25 protein-coding genes are annotated in these 23842 nt (G+C 56.9%); all 25 read right to left on the minus strand.

Going from position 1 to position 23842, the window contains the following annotated elements; genetic code table 11:
* Nucleotides 1–2: 2 nt before the first annotated feature.
* The 25 genes from VGU25_00200 to fliE all read right to left on the minus strand — a co-directional run bounded on the left by VGU25_00200 (nt 3) and on the right by fliE (nt 23835).
* Nucleotides 3–896 carry a flagellin gene (locus VGU25_00200; protein ID HEV2575601.1) on the minus strand — a complete coding sequence of 298 codons (894 nt, stop codon included), beginning with the start codon at nt 894–896 and terminating at the stop codon, nt 3–5.
* Entirely contained in the window at nt 896–2266 is a 1371-nt protein-coding gene (gene flgK, locus VGU25_00205; GenBank protein ID HEV2575602.1) for a flagellar hook-associated protein FlgK, read from the minus strand. The genes VGU25_00200 and flgK overlap by 1 nt, the downstream gene beginning before the upstream one ends.
* Nucleotides 2267–2644: 378 nt before the next feature.
* Nucleotides 2645–3052, minus strand: a complete 408-nt coding sequence (locus VGU25_00210) for a hypothetical protein (GenBank protein ID HEV2575603.1) — start codon at nt 3050–3052, stop codon at nt 2645–2647.
* Nucleotides 3052–4185 carry a flagellar basal body P-ring protein FlgI gene (locus VGU25_00215; GenBank protein HEV2575604.1) on the minus strand — a complete coding sequence of 378 codons (1134 nt, stop codon included), beginning with the start codon at nt 4183–4185 and terminating at the stop codon, nt 3052–3054. Before VGU25_00215 ends, VGU25_00210 begins: the two co-directional genes overlap by 1 nt.
* 3 nt (nt 4186–4188) lie before the next feature.
* Entirely contained in the window at nt 4189–4827 is a 639-nt protein-coding gene (locus VGU25_00220; GenBank protein ID HEV2575605.1) for a flagellar basal body L-ring protein FlgH, read from the minus strand.
* An 80-nt stretch (nt 4828–4907) separates the two neighbouring features.
* On the minus strand, nt 4908–5495 hold the full coding sequence (locus tag VGU25_00225; protein ID HEV2575606.1) for a flagella basal body P-ring formation protein FlgA: 588 nt from the start codon (nt 5493–5495) through the stop codon (nt 4908–4910).
* A gap of 18 nt (nt 5496–5513) precedes the next feature.
* Nucleotides 5514–6305, minus strand: coding sequence for a flagellar basal-body rod protein FlgG (gene flgG, locus VGU25_00230; GenBank protein HEV2575607.1), 792 nt, complete (start codon nt 6303–6305; stop codon nt 5514–5516).
* A gap of 39 nt (nt 6306–6344) precedes the next feature.
* Nucleotides 6345–7088 (minus strand): flagellar hook basal-body protein, encoded by a 744-nt coding sequence (locus tag VGU25_00235; GenBank protein HEV2575608.1) that lies wholly within the window; start codon nt 7086–7088, stop codon nt 6345–6347.
* A 121-nt stretch (nt 7089–7209) separates the two neighbouring features.
* The gene (gene fliN, locus VGU25_00240; protein ID HEV2575609.1) at nt 7210–7998 is read right to left on the minus strand and encodes a flagellar motor switch protein FliN; all 789 of its coding nucleotides are present in this window, start codon (nt 7996–7998) and stop codon (nt 7210–7212) included.
* A 13-nt stretch (nt 7999–8011) separates the two neighbouring features.
* Nucleotides 8012–8941 carry a FliM/FliN family flagellar motor switch protein gene (locus VGU25_00245; GenBank protein ID HEV2575610.1) on the minus strand — a complete coding sequence of 310 codons (930 nt, stop codon included), beginning with the start codon at nt 8939–8941 and terminating at the stop codon, nt 8012–8014.
* Between the two features lie 58 nt (nt 8942–8999).
* A complete protein-coding gene (gene flhA, locus VGU25_00250) occupies nt 9000–11066 on the minus strand; it encodes a flagellar biosynthesis protein FlhA (GenBank protein ID HEV2575611.1) in 2067 nt (688 codons plus the stop codon).
* Entirely contained in the window at nt 11063–12169 is a 1107-nt protein-coding gene (locus tag VGU25_00255) for an EscU/YscU/HrcU family type III secretion system export apparatus switch protein (protein HEV2575612.1), read from the minus strand. Before VGU25_00255 ends, flhA begins: the two co-directional genes overlap by 4 nt.
* Nucleotides 12170–12172: 3 nt before the next feature.
* Nucleotides 12173–13009 carry a flagellar biosynthetic protein FliR gene (gene fliR / locus VGU25_00260; GenBank protein HEV2575613.1) on the minus strand — a complete coding sequence of 279 codons (837 nt, stop codon included), beginning with the start codon at nt 13007–13009 and terminating at the stop codon, nt 12173–12175.
* Nucleotides 12940–13209 (minus strand): flagellar biosynthetic protein FliQ, encoded by a 270-nt coding sequence (locus VGU25_00265; protein HEV2575614.1) that lies wholly within the window; start codon nt 13207–13209, stop codon nt 12940–12942. The genes fliR and VGU25_00265 overlap by 70 nt, the downstream gene beginning before the upstream one ends.
* Nucleotides 13209–13955 carry a flagellar type III secretion system pore protein FliP gene (gene fliP / locus VGU25_00270; protein HEV2575615.1) on the minus strand — a complete coding sequence of 249 codons (747 nt, stop codon included), beginning with the start codon at nt 13953–13955 and terminating at the stop codon, nt 13209–13211. The genes VGU25_00265 and fliP overlap by 1 nt, the downstream gene beginning before the upstream one ends.
* A gap of 191 nt (nt 13956–14146) precedes the next feature.
* Nucleotides 14147–14566 (minus strand): flagellar biosynthetic protein FliO, encoded by a 420-nt coding sequence (locus VGU25_00275; GenBank protein ID HEV2575616.1) that lies wholly within the window; start codon nt 14564–14566, stop codon nt 14147–14149.
* A complete protein-coding gene (locus VGU25_00280) occupies nt 14563–14865 on the minus strand; it encodes a FliM/FliN family flagellar motor C-terminal domain-containing protein (protein ID HEV2575617.1) in 303 nt (100 codons plus the stop codon). The genes VGU25_00275 and VGU25_00280 overlap by 4 nt, the downstream gene beginning before the upstream one ends.
* A 305-nt stretch (nt 14866–15170) precedes the next feature.
* The gene (locus tag VGU25_00285) at nt 15171–16409 is read right to left on the minus strand and encodes a flagellar hook protein FlgE (GenBank protein ID HEV2575618.1); all 1239 of its coding nucleotides are present in this window, start codon (nt 16407–16409) and stop codon (nt 15171–15173) included.
* A 427-nt stretch (nt 16410–16836) separates the two neighbouring features.
* Nucleotides 16837–17991: a hypothetical protein gene (locus VGU25_00290; protein ID HEV2575619.1), complete on the minus strand. Its 1155-nt coding sequence runs from the start codon at nt 17989–17991 to the stop codon at nt 16837–16839.
* Nucleotides 17992–18460: 469 nt separating this feature from the next.
* Nucleotides 18461–18931, minus strand: coding sequence for a hypothetical protein (locus VGU25_00295; protein ID HEV2575620.1), 471 nt, complete (start codon nt 18929–18931; stop codon nt 18461–18463).
* A 20-nt stretch (nt 18932–18951) separates the two neighbouring features.
* On the minus strand, nt 18952–20259 hold the full coding sequence (locus tag VGU25_00300; protein HEV2575621.1) for a FliI/YscN family ATPase: 1308 nt from the start codon (nt 20257–20259) through the stop codon (nt 18952–18954).
* Nucleotides 20256–20900 carry a FliH/SctL family protein gene (locus tag VGU25_00305; GenBank protein HEV2575622.1) on the minus strand — a complete coding sequence of 215 codons (645 nt, stop codon included), beginning with the start codon at nt 20898–20900 and terminating at the stop codon, nt 20256–20258. The genes VGU25_00300 and VGU25_00305 overlap by 4 nt, the downstream gene beginning before the upstream one ends.
* On the minus strand, nt 20893–21915 hold the full coding sequence (gene fliG / locus VGU25_00310; protein HEV2575623.1) for a flagellar motor switch protein FliG: 1023 nt from the start codon (nt 21913–21915) through the stop codon (nt 20893–20895). Before fliG ends, VGU25_00305 begins: the two co-directional genes overlap by 8 nt.
* Complete coding sequence (gene fliF / locus VGU25_00315) at nt 21912–23510, minus strand: flagellar basal-body MS-ring/collar protein FliF (GenBank protein HEV2575624.1); 1599 nt, start codon at nt 23508–23510, stop codon at nt 21912–21914. The genes fliG and fliF overlap by 4 nt, the downstream gene beginning before the upstream one ends.
* Nucleotides 23511–23523: 13 nt before the next feature.
* Nucleotides 23524–23835 (minus strand): flagellar hook-basal body complex protein FliE, encoded by a 312-nt coding sequence (gene fliE, locus VGU25_00320; GenBank protein HEV2575625.1) that lies wholly within the window; start codon nt 23833–23835, stop codon nt 23524–23526.
* Nucleotides 23836–23842: the final 7 nt, after the last annotated feature.

Raw genomic sequence — 23842 nt, forward strand, 5'->3', positions numbered from 1 at the left:
AACTAATTCAGGTAATCGAGTAACGAGGTGGGCAAGACCTTAGCCGCCGCGGCTAGCACAGCACTGTGAGCGGTCTGCGCCTGCGTCATATTCGTAATAGCAGTCGCCATATCGATGCCGGTCAACGACTGTTGCTGCGCCGTGAGTGAAACCGTTTCCTGCGAAAGATAGCTCTCTTGGCTGTTGATCTGGTTCGCCGCGCCTGCATAGACGACACGTTGCTGGCTCACATTGGTGATCGCTGAATTCACCCCTGCCACCGCAGCACCAATGTCGCTAGCTGTCCCGCTATTCAACGCAGATACGAGCTGCTGAAGAGATCCCAGAACATTCCCACTAGGGTTTGTAAATATCTGATCGCCAGGGATATTGACGTTCACCTGCAGATTGCTGCCGATCGTTGCGCTGTTGACGCCACCGTCTCCCTGATATGTATATCCATTGGGCGAGGAGCTGTCCGCTGCAAAAGCCTCTGTAACACCCGCAGTTCCGGCGAACAGGCTGGTGCCGTTGAATGTGGTATTCGCCTGAGACACCACTTCGGACAGGATGCTTTGCACCTGAGTTGAAATTGACACACGGTCGGCGCTGTTCATCGTGCCATCTGCTCCTTGTGTACCGAGAGCGACTGCCTGGTTCAGTTCACCGATCACGCTACTGAGAGCCGAGTCCGCCATGTGGACCTGAGACAAGACTGCGTCACCATTTCTCGTATAGCCATCAACATTTGCCGAAGACGCAAGACTCTCCAGGTTAGCTGCAGCGGCAGCCGGATCATCTGAGGGGACAGCGACACGCTGCCCGGAAGCAAGCTGCTCAACGGACGCGTTGAGACTTTGCTGGGTGTTCTGAATACCCGCGTTCAGAATTGCGGAAATGTAGGGATCTACGCGCATTAACCGTCTCCGAGGCTTATGTTCATCAACGCTGTATAGAGATCGTTCACAGTCGATATAACTCTGGCCGCAGCCTGATACGCCTGTTGATATCGAATTAAATTCGTCGTTTCTTCATCAATCGAGACTCCGGATTCACTGGCTTGCTGCGTTGTCAGTTGCTGCAAGGACGCCGTAGTTGCCGTGAGTTCGTTACTGACCTGAGAACCCGCCGATCCAATGTTGCCGACTAGATTGGCATACCCAACGGTCGGCGTCGCACCACTCGCCAAAGGACTCGATTGAACAGATAAGAATGCTTGGAGATTGCCACTACTGTTTGTCGACCCGTCTGAGCTGATTGCGATCTCAGAACCATTGGTCAGGACCGCGCTGATTCCAGCCGCGGCTGAACCTGCTGTCGGAACACCAAACATTGGTGATCCCGCAGCACCATGCAGATTGACGCCGGATGCCTGCGCGCTGTTCATCGCGGCCGCGAATTGCGACGCCAGCGAATCCAACTGTGCGGACAGACTTGGCAGCGTACCGTCCCGGACGGTGATCACTCCACCTAACGTTCCACCGGTCAGCGTGCTGGTTATGTCATCGCCCTCTGCATCCTGAACGTGAACATTCCCATCGGAGCCCGTCGTCACTTGCAACGGATAGAATGTGCTTCCAATAACCAGGGGACTTCCATTCGCCGTGGTCAACGTAGGACTCCCTCCAGTTTGCGTATTCGATATGCCGATCAGCTGCGCCACTTGGGTGGTTAGCGCGTCCCTCTGATCCTCAAGTGATCCTCCATCCTGCCCGTCGCCGGCCGAGGATGCCAATTGCGCATTCAGATCGGCTATCTGCTGTGTAAGCCCGTTGATCTCGCTGACACTGGAAACCACCTGTTCGTTCGCGGCGTTTGCAACAGATGACAGAGCCGCGGCGCCCTGGTGAAAGTCGCTCACAAGCTGGTTGGCATCCTGCAGTACGGTTTGGCGCGCCGACGGGTCGGACGGGTTCGTCGATAACGCGGAAAGATCTGAAAACAGAGTTGACAACGACGCGCCAACGCCACTGGTTGCACTCGAAAAGGCAGTGTTGACCTGCGTCAGGAGCGTGTTCTGAGCCGTTAGACTTCCCTGGCCGGAAGTCGCGTTATTGATCGCGAGACTTAGAACTGAATCCCGGACGCTAGTGAAACCATCATAAGAAACACCTTCATCGACGCTCGTTCCGTTCTGGATGGACGCAGCGGAACTAAGTGAGACGATCTGCCGGGAATAACCGGGAGTATTCGCATTTGCAATATTATTGTTCGCCACTTCGAGACCCGCCGTCTGGGCGCCGAGTGCTTCCGTGGCAATAGAAAGCGTCCCATTCAGTCCTATCATTGCTATGCCTCACAACAAAGGGACGACGAATTATTGCTTCTTGACCCCTCTGTTGAATTCCCATACAGACAACAGAGATCCGAAAGAATGGCTCTCGATTGGCTGCACTTGCGCATCACCGCTGCATAAATTTCAGACTGGCTCCTAAGCGCACTGCACAGCTCTTGGACGCGTTGCCGCACTTCTTCATTGCCGGGCGGAAGGGGCGTCGCGCCAATTGCCCGTTTGATTCGTTCGCACAGCATCTCCTGGCGCCAGAGGCTGACCTCGAATTCATGAAGAGCATCCCGCGAAATGCAGTCAATTGCGACCCCCATCTCATCCCGCAGGGCCGAAAGAGAGTCGAAGCAGGCAAGCGCCGATGTCGTATAGGCAGCGCTATTTCGCATTGCCGTCCTCCGAACTGGAACGTGGACCTAACTCTGATGCAATTGATTGTGAGATGTTGATGTTTTTCCCTAATTTCCCACTATCATCTCCAGCAGCTCCGCTTATGCCAGCGGACTTTGTCAATGCCGTTTGCACTATTTTCGCAATGCCGATTCCGCCACTCTTGGTGATCTCTTGAGCGAGGTGTTGCATCGCAAAGTTCTTCATCTGGCTACTATCGGAACTCTCATCCTCTTCACCAGGGACGCTTCCAAAGCTGGCGTCTGCTTGTTGAAGCCACTGCCCAAGCAGCACTGATTCGAATTCCTGTGATGCATCGTCGACCTTGTGCGCCAGGGCCGGCAGCGAAGACGCTAGGTTCGGAGTGGTACGTGGAGATGCGGAAATGCCGTCCATCAGATCACCACCAACTCTGCCTGGAGGCCTCCCGCAGCTTTGACGGCTTCGAGGATCGAGACAATGTCATGAGCTGTTGCGCCGATCGTATGTAAACCTTTGACCAGTTCCTCCACGTCCGCTCCTTGTGCCAAACGGATTGAACTCGCCTCTTTGTCTTGCACCTGCACGGCGGTATTCGTGACCACCGCCGGAGCTGCACTCGAGCCGGGAGCCGCTTGCGTTGCACTGACCACCGTATCCACCTGGATCTGCAAGCCGCCATGGAGCACAGACACAGGCGATAGCAGAACATCTCCCCCCAGCACGATTGTTCCCGTCCGTTCGTTCACCACCACGCGCGCCCGAGGTTGTACACCCACCGACAAGTTCTGTATTCGCGAGATCAAGCGGGGGATGGAGTCCATACCGGTCGTATGTGCATCCACATCAATCTCGCGCGAGTCCACGACATTCGCAACCTGCGCGCCAAAGTCTTTATTAATTGCATCAGCCACATCACGCGAAGCAGTGAAGTCTGCTTGCCTCAGCAAAAACTTCACGCTTTCAAGAGACCGAATATCCATGCTGACTGCACGTTCGATGATTGCACCGTCTGCTATCACTCCGACCGTCGGGTAATTCACCTCCCTGACGTTTCCAGCTGCACTCTCGGAGTACCCACCCGTAGTCAACGGACCTTGAGCCTCGGCATACACCTGTCCGTCCGCGCCACGTAGCGCCGTTAGAAGCAGCACTCCACCTTCGATACTCTTGGCATCACCGACCGAAGATACGGTGATATCTATCTTCATCCCGGGCTCCGCAAACGGGGGCACCTGCGTGGTCACCATTACGGCAGCGACATTCTTTACGATTGCCGTTCCGGTAGGAATCTGGACACCCATCTTCTGCAACATGTTCGCGAGGGTCTGTATGGTGAAGTAAGTCTGTTGTCTGTCGCCGGTCCCGGCGAGACCAACCACCAGCCCATACCCAATCAGCTGGTTATCCCGAATTCCCTGCACATCCGTAATATCGCGGATGTGTACCTGCCGCAGCTGCGCGGACCCGTGCAGAGCAAATGCCAAGAGGATGGCAAATGCCAGTACACGCCAGGAGAAACCGCCAACACCTACTATGTCTTTTCGCATGATCTAGAACCCAAATAGCCAGAGAATGGCTCGCGTTAGAGGATTCGGAGGACGCACACTGTCGGAGATGATCCCTTTTCCCTTCACCTCGATTTGTAATGCGCTCAGCGAAGTCGATGCCACAGAGTTCAATGGACTTATGTCACCAGGTCTGGCAATTCCTCGAACGATGATCTCTTCGTGCTGGTTATTCATGTCGATCCTTCGAGAAGCTTCGATTACGACATTGCCATTGGGTAGGACTGCAATCACCTGACCAGTCAAACTCGTGCTAAACGCTGTGCTTGAACTCGTCGCCCCCGTACCCTTCAATGACGAGGCAGATGAAGCCGCTAGAAGCGGATTTGTACCCTTCGTTGCGAGGTCTCCCGCAAGACCGCTAATTGCCGAGTTCGCTGAGAAATTGCGCTCACTGTCGACTGAACCACTCTGGGCCGCATTTGATTGCACCGAAACCACAACGGTGACCTCGTCATTCAACAAGTGCGCTTTGTAGTCCGACGAAGGATCGACCATCACGCCCCCGGCCGACCACAGGCTTCCCGCGCTGCGTTCCGAAGCCCCTTGTACTGCCGTTTCTGATAGCCCGGAAAGGTACTCGGCACGAAGCTGCGCCGTACTCTTCTTGGGTGGCTTGTGCAACAACGGCGATGCGCTGGTTGTAGCTGCACCGAATGCAAATATTGCAACAGCGGCCCGGCAAGCTACGTTGGCCCGATTTATCACTCGACCACCCCTTGAACCGTTCCGCCGTCCACAACGACTGCGTGAAAGATCTTCTTTCGATCCAACGTGCACACGCGAATCTGCGTTCCTTTGGCCCCGCTGTCTACCGCGATTGCCGGAAGATGAATACGCATGCGCCCATCTGCGATGACGAGAACGACCTGGGCGCCGGCGGCCAGATGATCCGACATTGTCGCAATGGGTTCAACAGGTGAAGAGACCTTTTCAGGAACGGCATGCGCGCTAGGTTGTCGCGCCGATCTATCTAGCGCAGTAATTGTGTTTGCATCGTTGGTATCGACCAAGGCATCGAACGGCAGACACTCACGAATAGCTTGGCAACGTACTTCGAGGTCTAGCTCGTGCTCGGTCACTTTGCGTGCCGCCACGATCTCGAGGTGCGGGTCAGGCGTCGCTGCCGCGAGTTGCATCGGCAGGTGAACCTGCGACGAGGTCACATTCGTCCCGTCCGCATGCAGCAAGTTTGCGACTGTCGTCTCGATAATTGGATAGTGCATGGCTTGGTGTTGCTGCGCGAAAGCAAGCGAAGCGGCCATCGGCAGTGTCAGAGCGAGCAGTTTCATCACACTTGCCTCGCTTGTTTATTGCGTCAACTGGTTGAGCTGTTGCATCATCTCGTCGGCCGCTTTCACCACACGCGAATTCGCCTCGTAGGAGCGCTGTGCCACGATCATCTCGACAAACTGCTCAACCACACTGACATTCGATTGCTCCAGAGAACTTTGCTGCAGAGTGCCGAGGCCATCCGCCCCTCCGGGCTGGCCTACGATCGCATCTCCGGATGCTGTAGTAGGCAGATAGATATTGTTACCAATGCTGTTCAGTCCCCCGGCATTGGGAAAGGTGGCAATCTGTATAGCTCCGAGGTTGGCCGCTTGCGTTTGGCCTGGAATCGAAGCAGTGACTGTTCCGTCGCTGCCGATCGAGATATTCGTTGCATTGGGTGGAACGGTGATCGCCGGTTGGAGCGGATTCCCATCCGGGGTCACTATGTTTCCTTGCGACTCTAGATGGAACGACCCGGCGCGCGTGTAGCCGACCTGTCCGCTCGGCAACTCGATCTGGAAGAATCCCCCGCCCTGAATTGCAATGTCGAGAGGGTTTCCAGTGCTCTGAAGCTCGCCCTGCGTCTGAATGATCTCCGCAGACCCGGGCTTAACACCAAGACCAATCTGAAGTCCCGACGAAACCGTTGTCTGGTGCGTCGAAGCCGAGCCCGGCATTACCTGGCTTTCATACAGCAGGTCCGTAAACTGCATACGCCGCTCCTGAAACCCCGTCGTGCTCGAGTTCGCAAGGTTGTTCGCGATAGTATCCAGATTCATCTGCTGGGCGTTCATCCCGCTTGCAGCGCTATAAAGTGCTCGAATCATGCACGCTTCCTCACTAAAAACGTCTTTTCGGCCGCTACGTTAGTTATTCCGCGCGAGATCCTGCACAGCCGTCTTGTCCATCTCGCCATCGATCAGCGTCAATGCATGCCTCATCGACTCAGCTGCACGCTGCGCAGAAACAAGGTTCACGACCCCTTCGATGGGGCTCACATTCGAATCCTCAAGCGCACCTTGCTGAACACTCGCGCCGCTCGCTGGTCCTTCCGTGCCAGCCGGCGCGCCATATTGTGCAGCGCCGTGATAGTCCAGCTTTGTGCCAGCGGCGAACGTTACGATTGCGAGCTTTCCCGAAATCGCCCCGTTTGAAGAGATGATTCCACTCGATGCAATTGAAAGAGGGCTCTTGCCTGGCACGATTGACCCTCCCCCCTCACCCATTACGAGATCGCCCGTGGTTGTCGTCAATCTCCCATTGGCGTCGACTTGAAATTCGCCGTTACGTGTGTACGCGAATCCAGTTGCAGTCTTGATCTTGAAATACCCCTCGCCCTTGATTGCGAGGTCGAGTTCGTTCCCGGTGCGGGTAATCGTCCCTTGCGTCTCATCTGTATGAGAGCCCGCGAGCTGACTGAAGGCGTTGGTCACCTGGTTTAGCGCGGACATCCGGCCTTGCCGCCCGGTCTCAGCCAGTACGGTGCCGAATGAGTTTTCCTGGCCACGAAAACCTGTCGTGCTGCTGTTCGCGACGTTCGCAGCAACCGTATCAAGCGCTTCCATCCGCGCCATGAGTCCCGCACACGCCCCATAGAGCCCGCTATTCATGCGATCTCCTTCCCAAATGGCCTTCCACTTGTGTCATCGACCGCCAGCGAAAAAGCTTCTCTGTTACTTCCGCACCAGCGCTACAACGATAGGTGCACTTTTCCCGGGGATACTCGGAGTCTCAAGCTACAAGCGCACCATTCTCAACGATCTCCGTCACACGAAGACCATAGTTTCCGTCCACAATCACCACTTCGCCGCGCGCGATCACACGTTCATCAAGAATCAGATCGACCGGATCCTCCACCTGGCGGTCTAGCTCAACCAACGCTCCAGGGCTTAGGTCGAGCACTTCGCGGAGTCGCATCGTTCGTTGCCCAAAACGCAGCGTAACGTTGAGCGGCACGTCGATGACACGGTCCAGTTCCGGCATGACGGACTCTTTAGATTTTGTTCTTGCACGATTGCGGCTCGCGGCCCAGTCAGCAATCTGCAGATTCTCGATCAGTTCATTGTCCGCAAGCACCCGGACCAATATCTGCGTGCTCTCCGATTCCATCAGCTCCATGCGACCGATCTGAACGGCGCCTTCTGACGAGTCCGCCTCACAATAGGATTCGACGCTGAAGGCAAAGACTCCCGCGTCGGCGGCTCGCTTTGGAAGCTGCTTGACTACCGCATCCATCAATGCTTTCCACGAGCTTCCTGCGTCTATTGCCGCACCTTCCGATCCCGCAAACAAGATACGTAGATCTTTCGCACTGATCTCGACCCTTAGTTCTCCGCTAAGGGTTCCTCTCAAGCGCAAACTCGTTACCATTGCGCTCTGCTCAGCCGGAACTGCCGGGCGGTCTCCCGTCATCGTCGACGCTGCGCAGAGCCATAGGCCGCTTCCGCATGCAGCGATAGAGTTCCTCATCGCATCAGCCAGACAGGAGATCAGATTGACCTTCGCCGCTTCATTCATCATCGTTTCCACCTCTTCACACCTCGCGATCGAGAGCTCTATTCAATTGCGCCGCCCTATACTCACCCCGCTTGACTGGCGTGACTTCATACATGGAGTACCCGCTCACCTGAAGCAAAATGGGACGCTGCGATGGTGTCCTCAAATTCACGACGCTTCCAACCTGCAGCGACACAACATCTTCCAGTGGGATACACAACCCGGAGAGTTCAATAGACAGTGGCATCTCGCACTGCAGAATACGTTCGCGAAGCCGGTGCCTCCCGCTCGCCTGCATTTCACCACGGCGTACGGCGTCACTCTGGCCGCTGCGCACTAATCTCCCGGAAAACGCTGTCGGAAGTGCCAGCGCGAACGCCGATGTTGCCGTCGCAAGCCGGATCTCGAAGTGCAATGTGATAACCCGCTCTTCCATCGCAAACAGCTGCCCCATCAGGACTGGCTTAATGGAGGCCAGGGGTGCAACAGAAACATTCGTAACTTTCCAGACGCGCTCAAGCTGAGCAGCCATCAGTTCGGTAACGCTACGGAACAGCTCTTCATCGATCTCTGTAAGCTCACGGCTGCAATCCATCGGCTCCCCCGGGCCACCCAACAAGAGGTCCAGCAGCGGAAACAGCAGCCCGTTATCGAACTTACTTACCACTTTCTCTTGCGTAGGTTGCAGGCCGAATGGAACAAGATACGTGCCGGCGGAGAGCGTCGCCGCGAATTCTCGAGCCCCGACTTGGTCAATTCTTGTTAGCTTCACCTCCACCGGAGACCCTAGGAAGAGATCAAGTGAATGAGCAAAGCTGCGCGCAAAGATCTCGTGCATACTTCGCAATTGTCGCGTGCTTTCGTTCGAGAGAAGTCCCGAGGCGCGGAAGTTGCATCGCGTCACCGTGCGTCCGCGCATTTCGGCAGGCCCTTTGATGTCCGCGTCGCGTTTCACCAGCTTGTTCACCTTTGTCTCCTATCGGCTCAAGTGCTAACTCCATGAGCTGCGATGCCCACCCTCGGCCTCACCGAATGACTCCAAGAGTGCGTATCGGCGTTACGGCTGGAATCTCAGATGGCGACACGACCACCACCTTCGGCAGAAACGGCTCTAACAACCTTCGAAGGTAAAACCTTCCTGGAGATGAGCAGAGGAGCACCGGCGGAGCATTGCCTATGTCTGCTCCAAAGCTGCCCCGCAAATTGTCCAACACTTTGCGCGCAAGTGATATCTGAAGGGAGCTCGAAGTGATCTGGCCTGGCTGCAGATTTCCCGCTCGCGCGCACTCTTCTTCAATCGCCGTATCAAGCGTGACCACCTTCAACTCACCATCAGCCGAGAGCAGCGGGCGCACCAAAGCACGGCTCAACGCCTGCCGCGCAGCCTCCACCAAAGCCACAGGGTGTTTGTTGACCGCCGCGGCCTCAATCAGCGCTTCCAGAATTGAACCCAGATCCCTGATAGATACCTGCTCACGCAACAACGCTTGCAGCACCCGCTGCAGTTCTCCTAACGTGAGCAACTTAGGGATCAGCTCCTCTACAAGTTTCGGGTGCGACTCGTTCAGGCGGTCGATCAGCCTCTTGGTCTCGTTGCGCGAGAGTAAGTCGTGAGCATTCGCCCGGATAACTTCTGCAAGGTGGGCACTCAGAACCGTTGTCGGTTCCACCACGGCGCATCCACGGGCAATGGCCTGCGCCTGCAATTCTGGAGCAATCCATTTTGCTGCGACATTGAAAGCCGGCTCTTGTGTCTCTGTGCCCGGCAAATCGACAGGTCCCGCTTCGGAGCTTACTGCTAACAAAAGTCCGCGCCGAAGCTCCCATCGGGCAATCTCGATCCCGCGCAACAGTACGACGTACTCACTCTCTCGCAACGCGAGATTATCCGTGATATGAATCGGCGGCACTAGGAATCCCATTTGTTGAGCCAGTTTCTTGCGCACGCCTTTTATGCGATTCAGCAGTTGCCCACCTTGCTTCTCATCCACTAGATGGACAAGCCCCGAGCCAACTTCGAGGGTCAGATCGTCCAACTTCAAAACGCGATCCATCGCATCCGTTGGTCCTTTGTTCGCGCCTGCCTCCGCCTTCCCGAGCGCGACGGTCTTTTGCTTGTTTGACCGCGTAATCCTATAACCGCCAAACATCAGCCCACCGCCCAATAGAAAGAACGAAATCTTCGGAAGGCCCGGGATAAGGCCCAATGCCACGAGCACGCCACCGGCAATCCACAGCAGCATCGATTGGCTGACAAGCTGACGGCGCATGTCGATTCCCAGGGTTTGTTTGGAAGCCGCACGCGTGACCACAATTCCACCCGCAACGGACACAAGGAGCGATGGCAGAATCGAAACCAGGCCGTCACCAACGGTCAGGATCGTATACGTCTTCAAGGCGTCCATCAGCGGAACGCCCTGCTGGAACACCCCGATCAGGAGCCCTGCGATGATGTTGATTGCCAGGATCAAAATGGTTGCTATGGAGTCTCGCTGGCTGAACCGAGCTGCTCCATCCATGGCTCCGCAAAACTCCGCCTCCTGCGCCACTGCTTCGCGGCGCGCTCGCGCCTGTTCCTCGTTGATCAGCCCGGCGTTCAGGTCGGCATCGATCGCCATCTGCTTTCCTGGAAGTGCGTCGAGTGTGAAACGCGCAGTCACCTCTGCTGTACGCACGGCTCCGTGGCTCACAACCAGAAACTGGATCGCAACCAGCGCGAGGAACAGAACGAAGCCAACAATATAGTTCCCCCCAATGACGAACTGCCCGAACGCTTCGATGACTGCTCCCGCCGCCGAAGGTCCCTCACTTCCATGCAGGAGAATACGGCGCGTACTCGCCAGATCAAGCGACAGACGCGTCAGTGTAAGCAGCAAAATGAGGCTCGGAAATACAGAGAATTCCACCGGCCGCAATACCTGGATCGCCGTAAGCAATACAAGTACCGAAGCCGCAATGCTGCATGTCAGCAGCAAATCCAGCACGAAACTCGGCAACGGGACAAGCAGCACAAAGATCATGCACACCGCAGCCAAAGGGACGGCCCACTCCGCAAGGCCATGGAGAATCTTGATCAGGCTTTTGGACTTCATATTTGCCTTATGGCCTCTCCTGCTGCATTACGAGCTCTGCGCATCGCTTCGCGCTCGCGCAATTCTGCCTGCGCACGAAAGACAACAACCAGAATCTCTGCTACCGCCTGATAAAGCTCAGAGGGAATCGCCTGCCCCACCTCAACCGTGGCATACAGCGCTCGCGCCAACGGCTTACTTTCCATCACCGGCACATTGTTGTCTTGAGCAATACTCTTTATTCGTTGCGCAAGCAGGTCGCACCCTTTTGCGACCACCTCAGGCACCTGCATCGAGTGCTCATACCGCAGTGCAACAGCAAAATGAGTTGGATTCGTTACAACCAGCGTCGCTGTCGCCGCGGCTTGCAGCGGCTTTCGCTGCCGCATCGTCCGCTGCCGTTTGCGAATGCGGCCTTTTGTGAACGGATTGCCGTCGTTCTCTTTATGCTCGCGCCGTACTTCATCGTGGCTCATCCGCAGCCTGCCTTCGGCTTGCCGCCATGTCAACACATAATCGACCGATGCCCACACAAACAGCACGAGCGCAGCCTTCCACCCGAGGCTGCCAATGAGCGCACCTACCCGAAGAATCAGCGTGCGAATATCTTCACCCGACGCCCGCGTCAACTCGCTCCAATGAGCTTGAATCGTGCTAATCCCAAGAATCGCTATTGCTATAAATGGCAGCAGCGACTTGGCCAGGTTGTTCAGCGTCGCAAAGGAGAACATCTCGCTCATCCGGCTGCTCCCACTGAGGCGCTCGAATCTAAGCCTCAGTGCGGCTGGCGCGAAGTTCAATCCTCCTTGTGCCAGAGTGACTCCGACCGATAGCAACATGGCCACCAGGAGTACTGGCACAATCCATCGCAGCACTTCGACGCTGCTCCAGAACAATACGGGACCGCTCGCGCTGAAATCCGAATCGGACGCAGCGACCAAAAGACCTTCATAGAATCTCGACCAATGTGCGGCCATGTCACCACTCAGTGCACAGAACGTGATCGCGGCTCCCAACACCGCTACGACGCTGCCGAATTCGCGTGATCGAGCAAGCTGGCCTTGTTCACGCGCCTTCTTACGTCGGTGGGGTGTCGCCTTTTGTGTCTTATCCGACTCAGGCATAATTTACCGGGCCACTAGCAGAAGGTGATTCGATAAGTTCATCGAGCTCTCAAAGAAATTGGCTAACATCGCCGGCCAATACTTGAGTGCGGCAAATAGGACAGCCAGACCCAGCAGCATCTTCACCGGAGGTCCAAGCAACATCAAAGGCATGTTTGGAGAGGCTCTACCGAGCAGGCCAAGAGCGAAATCCGTCAACAACGTGGCAGAGAACACCGGCGCTGCCATCTGCAGCCCGAGCACGAATACTTCTCCCCCGGCGCGTACAGCCAGCATCGTGAATGCAGCGGTGAGATGCATTGCTCCTGGCGGCAATAGCTCAAAGCTCCGACCGATCGCTTCGAGTAGCCATAGGTGGACGTCCATCCGCAGAAAGATGAGCATGGCAATTGTCTGATGAAACATCGCGACAACCGTCGAGTCGGCTTGGGTCTGTGGATCAAGTAGCGTCGCCAGTGAGAATCCCATTTGGATGCTCAAGACCTGTCCCGCCATCTGCACCGCATCAAACACGAGGTTGGTGGCGATTCCCATCGCGGCACCGATCAGCAGCTCACCAACTACAACCGCGGGCCAATGGCCGAGATCGAGAGTCATCAGCCTTCGAGAAGCGATCGGGTATAGCAACACCGAAAACGCAACGACCAGCCCAGCCTTGATCTGGGGTGAAACCGACATACTTCCGAAGAACGGAGCGAACAGCAAGAGGCCGGTGATGCGAACGGAGATCGCAAGAAATGCAACGATGATCTTCAGCAGTGGAATTTCGATCACCGTAACACTCCGTGGAAATCCGACAGCAGGCTGAGCGTATATAGTGCCAAATGGCGCCACATCCATGGCATTAGCAGAAACAAGGCCATTCCAGTGGCAAGCAATCGAGGCACGGACGATAACGTCTGGTCCTGCAAAGATGTAAGAACCTGCACAATATTCACGACGAAGCTGACTGCAACGGTAACAAGAAGTAACGGCGCAACAAGCAGCGCAACCTCTACAAGCATCGCGCGGGCCAGCATAATGACCTGGTCGGTCCCCATTAGCTGAAGCTCCGCATCAACGCACCAACGAGCAGGTGCCAGCCATCCACCATCAGAAAGAGCATCAACTTCAAAGGCGTTGAGATCACGACTGGAGGCAGCTGCATCATTCCAATCGAATTGGTGATCGACGCTACTACCATGTCGACAACCAGGAAGGGCAGGAACAGCACTGCTCCGATCTGGAATCCAGCCCGCAGCTCCGACACGATGTAGGCAGGCATCATGACCCTCATTGGAATGTCATCGACCGTCCGCGCGCGGGGTACATGCGCGAGATCCACAAACAATGCAGCATCCTTCTCACGCACGTAGTGGGCCATGAAGTGGCGTAAAGGCTCCGCGCCCAGCGAGACTGCCTCGAGCGCAGTAACCCGGCCACTTTCGAAAGGCACGAATGCATCCTGGTAAATCTGTTCGCCTACCGGTTGCATGATGAAGAACGTCAGCACCAGCGACAACCCGATCAGCGTCTGGTTCGATGGAGTTGTCTGCAATCCAAGCGCCTGCCGAAGAAAGTGAAAGACCACCAGCAGTCTTGCGAAAGGCGTCAGGCAAATCATCAAGGACGGAATCAGCGCCAGGATCGTCAGCAACACAACGATCGTCCATGGCGCAGAACTGCTTCCCAGTCCAGTGATCTTGATACCTCCAGCAGACGCGGCTGGCACATGCGACGCCGGCGAACCGCTCGATTGTCGATTAGGCGATGCCGACGCCGCACTTCCATCGGACCATGCCGGCATGGCCCCCCGCATACCAGCATCAGTGCCAAACAAACCTTGCGGCTGAACACCGAGCGAGGCGGGCGCTGCGTCCTGCGGACTTAAGAATGGCGTTGGGTTGTCTGCCCGCGACTGCGCGAACACTTGTACACCTGTAAAATAGACGAACGACATTGCGAACCAAACGATAACCCACTGGCAGCGGTCTATCTTCATAGGCCAGCCCCTCGGTCTACGACCCTCGGACTAACGTTTCGCTTTTCATCCCCTCCTGCGCGCGAGATCATTTCACTGAAGGACTCGCCGCCGTTCGTCCGGTCACTGCCCGCTGCGTAACTCTTATCCAGCTTTGCGAGCAGGACAACGTTTGATGAGCTACCCCCCACGAGGAACTGCTCTCCGTCGACACACAGAATCGAGACGAAGCGCTTCTCACCTAGCGATACCGTTTCACTAACGCTTAGCCTCCGTGAAGCACGTCCAGCCATGAGTGCACGACTGCGCGAACGCATCCACCGAGATACAAATCCTAAGGCGCTCCCTAAGCTGTACGATGATCGGCCTGCTCTGCTTGATGTCGCTGCTCTCGTAAACATCACAGCGTGATCCGATGTTTCTGCCTGGGCACTCATGCGACACCTGTCAATCTGACTGCCAGGCGATCTCGCGTAACATCAAACTTCACGGTACCGACAAGCTGTCCGTTGACGTGCAGCAGCAGATCCTCGTTGTGTTGCGCTGTCGTTTCGACAATCGATCCCGGTTCCAGACGCATGAGCGTCCCTACGCTGAAATCGATCACCGGAACTTCGAGGACCAGTCGGCACGGAAGCATTTGCACTCTCATCAGGGGATCGGCATCGTCTTCCACGATCGTGTGCCCCGAAGCCAGTTCCAACACCGGCTTGTCCTCCGCCACAACATTCGCCATAGCGCTCAGCCCTCCATCTAGCATTCGCTATCCGTCTTGCATGCAATGGACGTGCCAGTCGCGCCGCAAGAAATCCAAGAAAGCTCTGAATTAGGCGACGCGCATCCGATTGCGGGAGGGCGAATTGAGCGGAGATCAACACCCACAGTCTCATCCTGCCGTCGCAGGTTCTCGCGCTGCATTAGGAAAGACTTAGCCTTCGAAGGCTTGCAGCTTCGAGCACCCGCTTCAGCGGGCGGACGACGCTCCGGGACTACAGGGATTTCCGGCGAGTTGAATTAAGAGGGCTCGAATCTTTTCTGCCCTCAGCTCTTCATCTGAATCGTTGCCTGCTCCATCTGATCGAACGCCGTAATCGCTTTGGCGTTCGCCTCATACGCCCGCTGGTACACAATCAACTCAGAGAACTGCGTTGCCATATCTACGTTCGACTGTTCGACCGACGAGCCGGCAATCGTTCCTCGTCCCGCTGTACCCGCCGCTCCGATCACCGCGGCGCCAGATGCCGCCGTCGCGGAATACTGGTTGTCGCCATCAAGCGTGAGCCCCTCTGTATTGGCAAAGCTCGCGACCGCAACTTGGCCGATTGCGCGTGTCTGACCATTCGAAAACGTACCATCCACTGTGCCGTCCGACAGCACCGAGTAAGAACTCAGCACTCCTGAGGCAAAGCCATCCTGACTGGTCGCGTTGTTGCTCGACGCACTGGCTGTCTGAGTCAGCAGCGAGTTACCGCTCGCATCCGTGAGCTGCCAATTCAGATTCATGTTGGATGCGCCATCAGCGAGAGATCCGATCGAAAGCGCAATCGGGCTCGCGGGAGATACCAGTTGGCCCGAGTTGTTGAAGTTCAGCGTGCCCGTTGCTATTTGCGTTGTGGAGCCCGTCCCCCCTTGAAGGTCGCTGGATGGAACCGTCACGTTATAGCTCCATGTATTTGGCGCCGTAAGTGTGTAGTTAATCGTCAGCACGTGTGAGTTGCCGAGCGAGTCGTACACGCTGATGGGCGACTGGAATGTGCCATTCGCCGCTGTGCCCGCGTTCAGATTCGCAGTCACTGAAAAGTTCGCGGTTGGCGTCGCGGGCGCCGACGTTCCCGACCCCACGTTGATCGGTTGCAAAGCACTGCTCGCCGATACAACGCCGTTCATCACCGGATATCCCATAACCAACTGGCCGCCGAGTGTAGTCAGTTGACCTGAGGCATTCGTCGTGAAATCGCCGTTGCGCGTATATGTCTGCGCTCCGGAACTATTCTGCACAACAAAGAAACCCGCGCCATTGAGTGCCATATTCGAGCTCACGCCCGTCGATGCTACGGCGCCATTGCTGAAGTCCTGGGAAGTACCCGTGACCTGCACTCCCAGCCCGGTTTGAATGGGGTTCCCACTTCCACTGTTTCCGTACGTTTGGTAGAACAGATCTGCGAAGGTCGAGGTCTGAGACTTATAGCCATCCGTATTCATGTTGGCCAGGTTGTTTGAGATCGTTTGAAGTGCGGTTTCTGCGGCATTAAGGCCTGAGAGCGCTGTGGACAATGACATTGCTGTTTCCTCCCCGAAAAATTTGCGTTCCCGTGCCGCTCAGTTTGTCGGACCGACACCCTGCGCAACGCTTGAAGTTGTTCCTGTCGCCGTCGTCGATCCTTGCCCGAACGCGTTCGTCACAACTTGATTGATACTTGCTAGCTGGTCCAGCTGATTCAGTGAGATCATTTGTCCGACCATCTCAGTGCTATCCATCGGCGCAGTTGGATCCTGATTCTGCAGCTCTTGAGTGAGAAGTGAGAGAAAGGTACTCTCCATCGATTGGAGGCTGTTTGTTCCACCGCTGCTACTCGAGTTTTGGGTGCTGGTCGCCTGTACTGGATTGCTGCTCTGACTAACTGGCTGTACTGACATAGCGAATTCCTCCTTGGTGCTTCGATCTCTTTCTTCTTGGACCGCTGATTAGCATCATTTCGCCCGCACATCAAACGGTTACATCGAGTCGCCCCAATGCCGCGTTCCTTCCCGCCCGCTCACTTGCAATCTCTCCAACGGCTACTCTGCTCCTGCCCCCGATGCTCTGCTCGAATGCTCTACCGCTGCGGCGTTCCCCCCTGGTTTCATCGTTTGCACCAGAGCCGTGCTGGCTATTTCCCGTTGAATTGCCGCCCGTAGCAGAATGCGACTCACTCACGATGCGCACGGACGCATCAAGTCCATGCTCCTGCAGGATCCGCTGTTCGACTGCGGGAAAATGTGCAGCGAGTGCGGCGCTTTGTTTCGAATCCTCAAGAGACACCTGCGCCGAGAATTGCCCAAGTGCCGTGTTGGTCTGAATCGTTACGCGTCCAAACGCCTCTGTATGCAACCCAACATGCAACTCGCCGCGCATCGCATTTGTCAGCATCCTGCTGGTACTTGCATCCGCGGCATGCTGCATTACGGCCTCTCTCGACGAAGGCTCCGCTGCTGCGTTCGATTTGCTTGACGAACCATCCGCTGGCACAGACCGCCGCTGAATTCCTGCCGCCTGTCCAGCTCTCACGAGTTCGCCCGCAGCGCCCTCCATGTTCCGCGGCGCTGCGCCGGCCACTTGCGCAGCTTTCAGCACCTGACCCGACGTGTCATGACGCGCCTGTGCATTGTGCACATCGGGCTGATCAACTGTTCCCACTCCGGTTCCGCCGACATCAACAGCCTGCGGGCTAGCTGGCTTTGCGTCCGCCTCATGCTGCTCGGACCCGCCGACGGTCAGATCGTTCTGGTTCATCAATTGCGCCGGATCTATCTCGCCACTCTGGCGAATGCTCCTGACTACAAGCGCCGGCTTGAATCCGGTTCCAGGCCTGCTCTCCAACACACCCGCTTCCACTTCATCGCCGCCAGGCGCCATGCCAGGATCCGGCACGCTGGTTGCCAAGCCATCACCTTCGGGCTCTGCGGGGATCCCATCAACCGAGCTCCAATCCTGCGCTCGTGACGAGCTAATCAATTCCGGAATCTTCGCCCCGCTCGCCTCTACACTGCCACGCATCGCCTCTTCTGTCGGGTCAACCTTCACAGGCGATACGGTTGTCTCTGTACCTTTTGCATCGCCCGAGGGGAGCGCTTCAGTATTGCTCTCTGTTCGAGTTGGCATCGCATGTCCCTCAACCGAGAACGCAAGGTCTGCCTTGGATTGGCCAACCGAAACCCCGCTGCTCTGCGCATTAGGCTTGCTATCCCCGTGAGAGACTCCCGACCGGAGTCTCGATGGCGGTTCGACCACCATTGCATTTACTTGGGGTCGCGCAATCCCAGCCGAGTCGCCGCGATCGTCGGACGATCGAGTGTTGCGCGTATGCTCGTGTCTTTGATCTTGGGATTCTCGATGCCGACCACCGCCTTGCTTGGCCTCTAACAGTGCTGGATTCTTCAACTCTCGCTGCACTGCCTCATCTCCATCAAGCAAGGACGCAAAGCTTTCCTTCGGAGCTCCCATGAGTAATGCGGCAAGTCCGCCCGCGGGGGGATTCATCGTGCTCTCCATATGCACACCCACTCTCACGGAATAGTCCGCCTCCATGCGCTCCGGCGCATTCCCTTGTTATCGACGAACACGTGGAGATCTACGCTGACTCTTTCGTCCCAAACAAGTGTCCTGAACTCATGCTTCTGTTTGAATTCGATACCTTGCGTGCAAGGAACATATCCTCGTTCCACTTCTGTTCCCGCAAAGCAACCTCGGCCTCATGGGCCGCGCTGCGTTCCTCCTCCAGCTTCTCCGCCACCTCGCGATTGCGCCGCGCGGCAATGTAGGCAGCCATCTGCTCCGCCCTTGCCTTCTCCAGCTTTTCGATTTTTTTTGCAGCTTCAGCGGACTCGTGCACAAGAGTTCTATATCGGGCGTCGCTGGATTGATAGTGCACCGCGTTCGCCACGCACTGTATCTCCCGGATCCGCGACGCCGCAAGCGCGGCTAATCCGGATCTCGCCTGTTCGGCATGGATACGCCACTGCAAAATCTCTCGCCCGATCGCGGCCAACGCGCGATCGGCGGCATCCTCTCGCTGTCGCCGAACCATGAGAATGACGTGCAAAGAATTAACAGGACGCATCGTTAGCTCGGCAAGGCAAGCAACATCCGCGCGGCATCATCAAAGCTGGACAGTCCCGCGGTGTCCTGTCGCAGATAATCTTCTATAGCTGGCATCACCTCCAGCGCGCGATCCAGAACTGCGTCGCTTCCACGCTGATATGCGCCAATCCGGATTAAGTCTTCGGATCGCGCATACGCAGCAAGCAGTGCTCGCACGTCCGCAGCCTTCCTCAGGTGTTCCTTACTCACAATCTGCGGCATCAGCCGGCTAAGGCTGTCCAGAACCGCGATCGGTGGATAATGCCCTTTCGTTGCCAGCGCGCGACTCAGAATAATGTGCCCATCAAGCAGCGATCGCACCGTGTCCACAACTGGGTCCTGCTGATCGTCACCTTCCATCAGCACCGTATAGAACCCCGTGATGCTTCCAGTTCGAAAACGCCCGGCACGCTCCACAAGGCACGCGAGCTTGTTCAATACCGACGGCGTATATCCCTTCGCAGTCGGTGGCTCACCTGCCGCGAGACCAATCTCGCGCTGCGCCATCGCAAAGCGCGTCAGCGAATCCACCACAAGCAGCACGTCTCTTCCTTCAGCCGCAAATGCCTCCGCAACCGCCGTAGCCAGCAACGGAGCCCGCAAGCGCAACAGAGGCGGCTCATTGGACGTCGAAACAACCACCACACTCCGCGATCGGCCCTGCTCTCCCAGGACCTCGAGAAACTCTCCAACCTCTCGGCCGCGTTCGCCCACCAGCGCCATCACGATCACATCTGCCGCTGTTCCCCGCGACATCATTCCCAGCAGCGTGCTCTTGCCGACACCGCTTCCCCCAAAAATTCCCAGCCGCTGTCCACGTCCGCAAGGAACAAATCCATCAAGCGCCCGAATCCCGCAGCCCAAGTGTTCCCGGATCGGCAGTCGTTCGAACGGCTGCGGCGCCGGCCGTTCAATCTCCATCACCCGCGTCGAGCGATAACTCCCCATCCCATCCATCGGCTTGCCGCTCGCGTCCAGCACACGTCCCAGTAAGTCCGCGCCAACGCGCACCGACGGTCTTCTTCCTACCGCAGTGATCGCATCGCCCAGACGGACTCCCGCTGGAGCCTCCGTCATCATCGATAAAACAGTTCGCCCACGAAAGCCAATGATCTCGCCAGCAAACGCGACTCCATTCGCACTCTCGATCTCACACGCCTCGCCAATGCAACCAAAAGGCCCATCCGACTCAATGAGGTTACCCGTCACTCGACTCACCCGTCCCTTCCATCGGATCGGCGAGCACTGGTTCACATAATCTTCGAGCTGTCCAAGTACCTGAGATCTCATGCAGCCGGCCTGTGCGCCAGCAGCTGCGCGAAGCTCTCTTCCACATCGCGCAACTGCGCTTCAAAGCTAAAGTTCGCAGTCCCCAACTCCGTCTCAACGATGCAATCGGTTGCCTGCAGCTGCTCATCGGCAACAACATCCCATTGAGCCCGACTGCCATCGTTTCTTCCCAATTTTCTCCAGCGCTCCGCCTCAGCCGGTGCAACACGAACCCGCACAGCGGTTCCGCATTGCATTCTGTCCAAGGCAATCCGAACTAGACCTGACAGTAAGGTCGGATCCACCTCAGCTTCGCGCTGGATAATTTTGCGTGCAATTGCGAGTGACAGTTGAACCACCTCGCGCTCCACGGACCGCAAGTAATTGCTTCGCTCAAGCTCAAACTCCCGCAACCGCTGCGCCAGTCGCTCTTCTGCTTCTTCTCGCGCGCGATCCCGCTCAACACGAATTCGTTCCTCGGCCTCTGCCTTCGCCTCCTCGCGCGCAGATTGCACTCGCCGGGTGACCTCCTCTTCCGAAACCCCCGGGTTCTGCTCCGACTCAATGAGCTCAGGCGCGGGCACGGCGGCCGCTAACGCGTTGCCATAGCGGCCCACCTCCCGATACTCAAGCGCCTGGATCGAAATCAATCCACTAGACAAACGCGTCCCCTTCATCCATACGCAGGTTCATCTTTCCCTGTTCTTCTAGCTGCCGCGCAACGCTTACCATCTCTCCGTGAGCGCGCAGTGCGTCTTTGCTCCGTACCGGCCCCAGCTGCTCCATCTCTTCCTTCAGTAATTCCACCGCGCGAACAGACATCGTCTTGAAGAAACGTTCTCTCAGATCCGGACTCGCCCCCTTCAATGCCATCGCCAGCAGGTTTCGTTCAACCGCGCTGGACAGCTCGCGCAATTGGCTGTCATCCAAACGCATGAAGTCCTCAAACGTGAACATCAGCTCGCGAATATTCGAGGCGAGCTTCGGATCCTGCCCCTCAATGTTCTCCAGAATCTCGCGAGACGTCTCCGTATCTACAATGTTCATCAATTGCGCGACGTTCTGAAACCCGGAATAGGTTCGCTTGTTCAGCTCTCCCGCGGAACGCAGACGACGATGAAATGCCGCCGAAATGCGCTCTGCCATCGCCGGAGAAAACTGCCGCAGATTCGCGAGTCTGCGCACCGACTCTGCTCGCGCCGAGCGCGGCAAATGCGTCAGCAGCGCCGACGCCTGCTTCGGTTCAAGATGGCCCAATACCAAGGCGACTGTCTGCGGATGCTCACCTTCCAGCAGTCGCGCGAGCTGCTTCGGATCCGCCTTCTGCAGCGACTCCGCACGCCCGGAGTTCAGCTCATCCGTTCTCACCATTGCGCTCTGCATCTCCCTGGCGCCGCTTTCGCCAAAAGCCTTCACCAGCAGACGCGTCGCTGTATCCGATCCTCCCTGCGTCACAAACTCCCGTGACGCAGTCATCTGTTGATACTCACGCAGGACCTGCTGCGATGTTTGCGGGGGAACGCGGCCCAGATTCGCGATCTCCTTGGTTATCAACTTCAGGTCATCTTCGGGCAGGTTCCGAAAGAAGACCGCCGCCGCATCATCACCTAGCACGGTCATCAGGATGGCAGCCTTCTGCACTCCCCGGAGGTCGCTGTAGTCCGTTAGCGCGGTCATCCTTCCGACTCCCGCAGCCATGTCTGCAATGTCCTCGTCATCGTCGCTGGCTCCGCCTGGACCATCTCATTCAACCGCCGCTTTAATCCGACCGTATTTGTGTCCGCTTCCAACAGATGGTCCAGATCATCGACTGCAAGCTGCGGCACGCTGGTCATCGCGAGCGACTCCGCTCGCTCCCCCGTTCCGGCGCCGAGTTCCCGCACCACACCCGCCACCTGCTTCTGCACCGGCCGAATGACAAGTGCCCACGCAAGCAGAAACAGCACCAGCAACGACGCGTATCGAAGCGCACTTGTGTTTTCAGTCAACGTCCTCTGCAGACGCTCTCCAAACCCCGGCAGCACATCCTCATCTCCGTTATTCGCAAAGGTCATGTTCTCCACCGTGACAACGTCGCCCCGTTGCGCATCCAACCCAATTACCGATGCCGCCAGATCCTGCAGCTGCTTCAACTGCCCTGGTGAACGTTTGTAGGTGGATCCCACCATTTTTCCGTCCACCATCTTCCTGTCCGAAAAGTCGTTCACCAGGATCGCTGCTGTGATCCGACGAATTCGTCCGGCAGGCGCAATCGAATGCCTGGTCAACCGATTCACGCCGTACGTCGAATTCTCTGAAGTTGATGTCTGCGTTCCCCCGTCGGCATTCGCATCCTGCGACTGCGTCGTTCCTTGACCTGGCGTCAAAGGCACATTGCTTGCCGTTCCCGCGACACCGCCATCCGCTTGGTCGGCCGTGTGCTCCATCGTCTTCTGCGTCGTCAAAAGTGCGCTCACCGCCGGATCATATTTATCTTCGTTCTCTTCCGAGCTCGTGAGGTCATACTCCACATTCACACTCGTTCGCAGATTGTCTTCTCCCACCACGGGACCCAGCGTTGCTGTCAGCCTCTTTGAAAGCTCGTCCTCAAGTTCGCGCCCTTCCATCGTGGAGCTATGCCTGTTCAGCAACTCATTCGTATCCGCGTCAATGATCGAGACGTCTGCCGGCGCGAGATTCTCCACCGCACCGCTGACCAGCCTTGCAATCGCGTCCGTTTGATCCTGCGTCAGCGCACCCCGCTTCATTCGCAGCGCCACCGAAGCCTTCGCTGGTTGCGCCCGATCCAGGAACACCGAGTCTCGTGCCATCACAAGATGCACGCGCGCGCTCTTCACATTGCTCAGCGTTCCAATCGTCCGCTCCAGTTCGCCCTCGAGCGCACGTTGATAATTCACCTTCTCGTCAAACTCCGTCTGTCCCCATGACGTCTTGTCGAAAAGCTCGAACCCCATTCGCCCGCTGTGTGTCGTCCCCTGCGACACAACCTCCATCCGTGCGGCGTCCAACTGGCTCGCAGCGACATCAATCTCCTTGCCGTCCGGCGACATCTTGTAATCGATCTTCTTCGCCGCGAGCTGCTGCGCAACCGTCTGCGCATCGTCAGGCTCCATCCCCGTCATCAATGGCTTGTAATCCGTGGAGCTCATCGCCATCACGATCACGCCCACTCCCACCACCGTCGCCACTGTGCCGCCTGCAACGACGAGCCTCTGGCGCGGATTCATCCGCAGCCATAGCTGCTTCAAATGTTCCACCAACTTGTTCTGCATTGGTCAGCGCCCTTCAGAACTGCATCTTTTCCATATCTTGATAGGCGCTCACGACCTTGTTCCGCACCTGCATCATCAACTGGAACGCCACATCCGCCTTCTCAACGGACACCATCGTCTTCCCGATGTCTCCGTTTCCGCCGCCCTGCAATAGGTTCGCGACCTGCTGGTCCGCATTGTTCTGCAGCGTGTCAACATCGTTCACTGCGGACTGAAACACGTCCGCAAAGCTTGATCCCGCGCCCTGCGTTGTTGCCGGGCTCGTCGCAACATTACCCAGTTGTGTCGCGATCGAAGGAATTGCCGATCCAATGCCGTCTATCATTTCAATC

The sequence above is a fragment of the Acidobacteriaceae bacterium genome, from assembly GCA_035944135.1.
Classification (GTDB): domain Bacteria; phylum Acidobacteriota; class Terriglobia; order Terriglobales; family Acidobacteriaceae; genus Granulicella.

Excerpts from the sequence above, each read along its gene's own strand:
- VGU25_00200 (HEV2575601.1), bottom strand. The coding sequence starts at position 896 with ATGCGCGTAGATCCCTACATTTCCGCAATTCTGAACGCGGGTATTCAG.
- flgK (HEV2575602.1), bottom strand. The coding sequence starts at position 2,266 with ATGATAGGACTGAATGGGACGCTTTCTATTGCCACGGAAGCACTCGGC.
- VGU25_00210 (HEV2575603.1), bottom strand. The coding sequence starts at position 3,052 with ATGGACGGCATTTCCGCATCTCCACGTACCACTCCGAACCTAGCGTCT.
- VGU25_00215 (HEV2575604.1), bottom strand. The coding sequence starts at position 4,185 with ATGCGAAAAGACATAGTAGGTGTTGGCGGTTTCTCCTGGCGTGTACTG.
- VGU25_00225 (HEV2575606.1), bottom strand. The coding sequence starts at position 5,495 with ATGAAACTGCTCGCTCTGACACTGCCGATGGCCGCTTCGCTTGCTTTC.
- flgG (HEV2575607.1), bottom strand. The coding sequence starts at position 6,305 with ATGATTCGAGCACTTTATAGCGCTGCAAGCGGGATGAACGCCCAGCAG.
- VGU25_00235 (HEV2575608.1), bottom strand. The coding sequence starts at position 7,088 with ATGAATAGCGGGCTCTATGGGGCGTGTGCGGGACTCATGGCGCGGATG.
- fliN (HEV2575609.1), bottom strand. The coding sequence starts at position 7,998 with ATGATGAATGAAGCGGCGAAGGTCAATCTGATCTCCTGTCTGGCTGAT.
- flhA (HEV2575611.1), bottom strand. The coding sequence starts at position 11,066 with ATGAAGTCCAAAAGCCTGATCAAGATTCTCCATGGCCTTGCGGAGTGG.
- VGU25_00255 (HEV2575612.1), bottom strand. The coding sequence starts at position 12,169 with ATGCCTGAGTCGGATAAGACACAAAAGGCGACACCCCACCGACGTAAG.
- fliR (HEV2575613.1), bottom strand. The coding sequence starts at position 13,009 with ATGGATGTGGCGCCATTTGGCACTATATACGCTCAGCCTGCTGTCGGA.
- VGU25_00265 (HEV2575614.1), bottom strand. The coding sequence starts at position 13,209 with ATGGGGACCGACCAGGTCATTATGCTGGCCCGCGCGATGCTTGTAGAG.
- fliP (HEV2575615.1), bottom strand. The coding sequence starts at position 13,955 with ATGCCGGCATGGTCCGATGGAAGTGCGGCGTCGGCATCGCCTAATCGA.
- VGU25_00275 (HEV2575616.1), bottom strand. The coding sequence starts at position 14,566 with ATGAGTGCCCAGGCAGAAACATCGGATCACGCTGTGATGTTTACGAGA.
- VGU25_00280 (HEV2575617.1), bottom strand. The coding sequence starts at position 14,865 with ATGGCGAATGTTGTGGCGGAGGACAAGCCGGTGTTGGAACTGGCTTCG.
- VGU25_00285 (HEV2575618.1), bottom strand. The coding sequence starts at position 16,409 with ATGTCATTGTCCACAGCGCTCTCAGGCCTTAATGCCGCAGAAACCGCA.
- VGU25_00290 (HEV2575619.1), bottom strand. The coding sequence starts at position 17,991 with ATGCCAACTCGAACAGAGAGCAATACTGAAGCGCTCCCCTCGGGCGAT.
- VGU25_00300 (HEV2575621.1), bottom strand. The coding sequence starts at position 20,259 with ATGAGATCTCAGGTACTTGGACAGCTCGAAGATTATGTGAACCAGTGC.
- fliG (HEV2575623.1), bottom strand. The coding sequence starts at position 21,915 with ATGACCGCGCTAACGGACTACAGCGACCTCCGGGGAGTGCAGAAGGCT.
- fliF (HEV2575624.1), bottom strand. The coding sequence starts at position 23,510 with ATGCAGAACAAGTTGGTGGAACATTTGAAGCAGCTATGGCTGCGGATG.
- fliE (HEV2575625.1), bottom strand. The coding sequence starts at position 23,835 with ATGATAGACGGCATTGGATCGGCAATTCCTTCGATCGCGACACAACTG.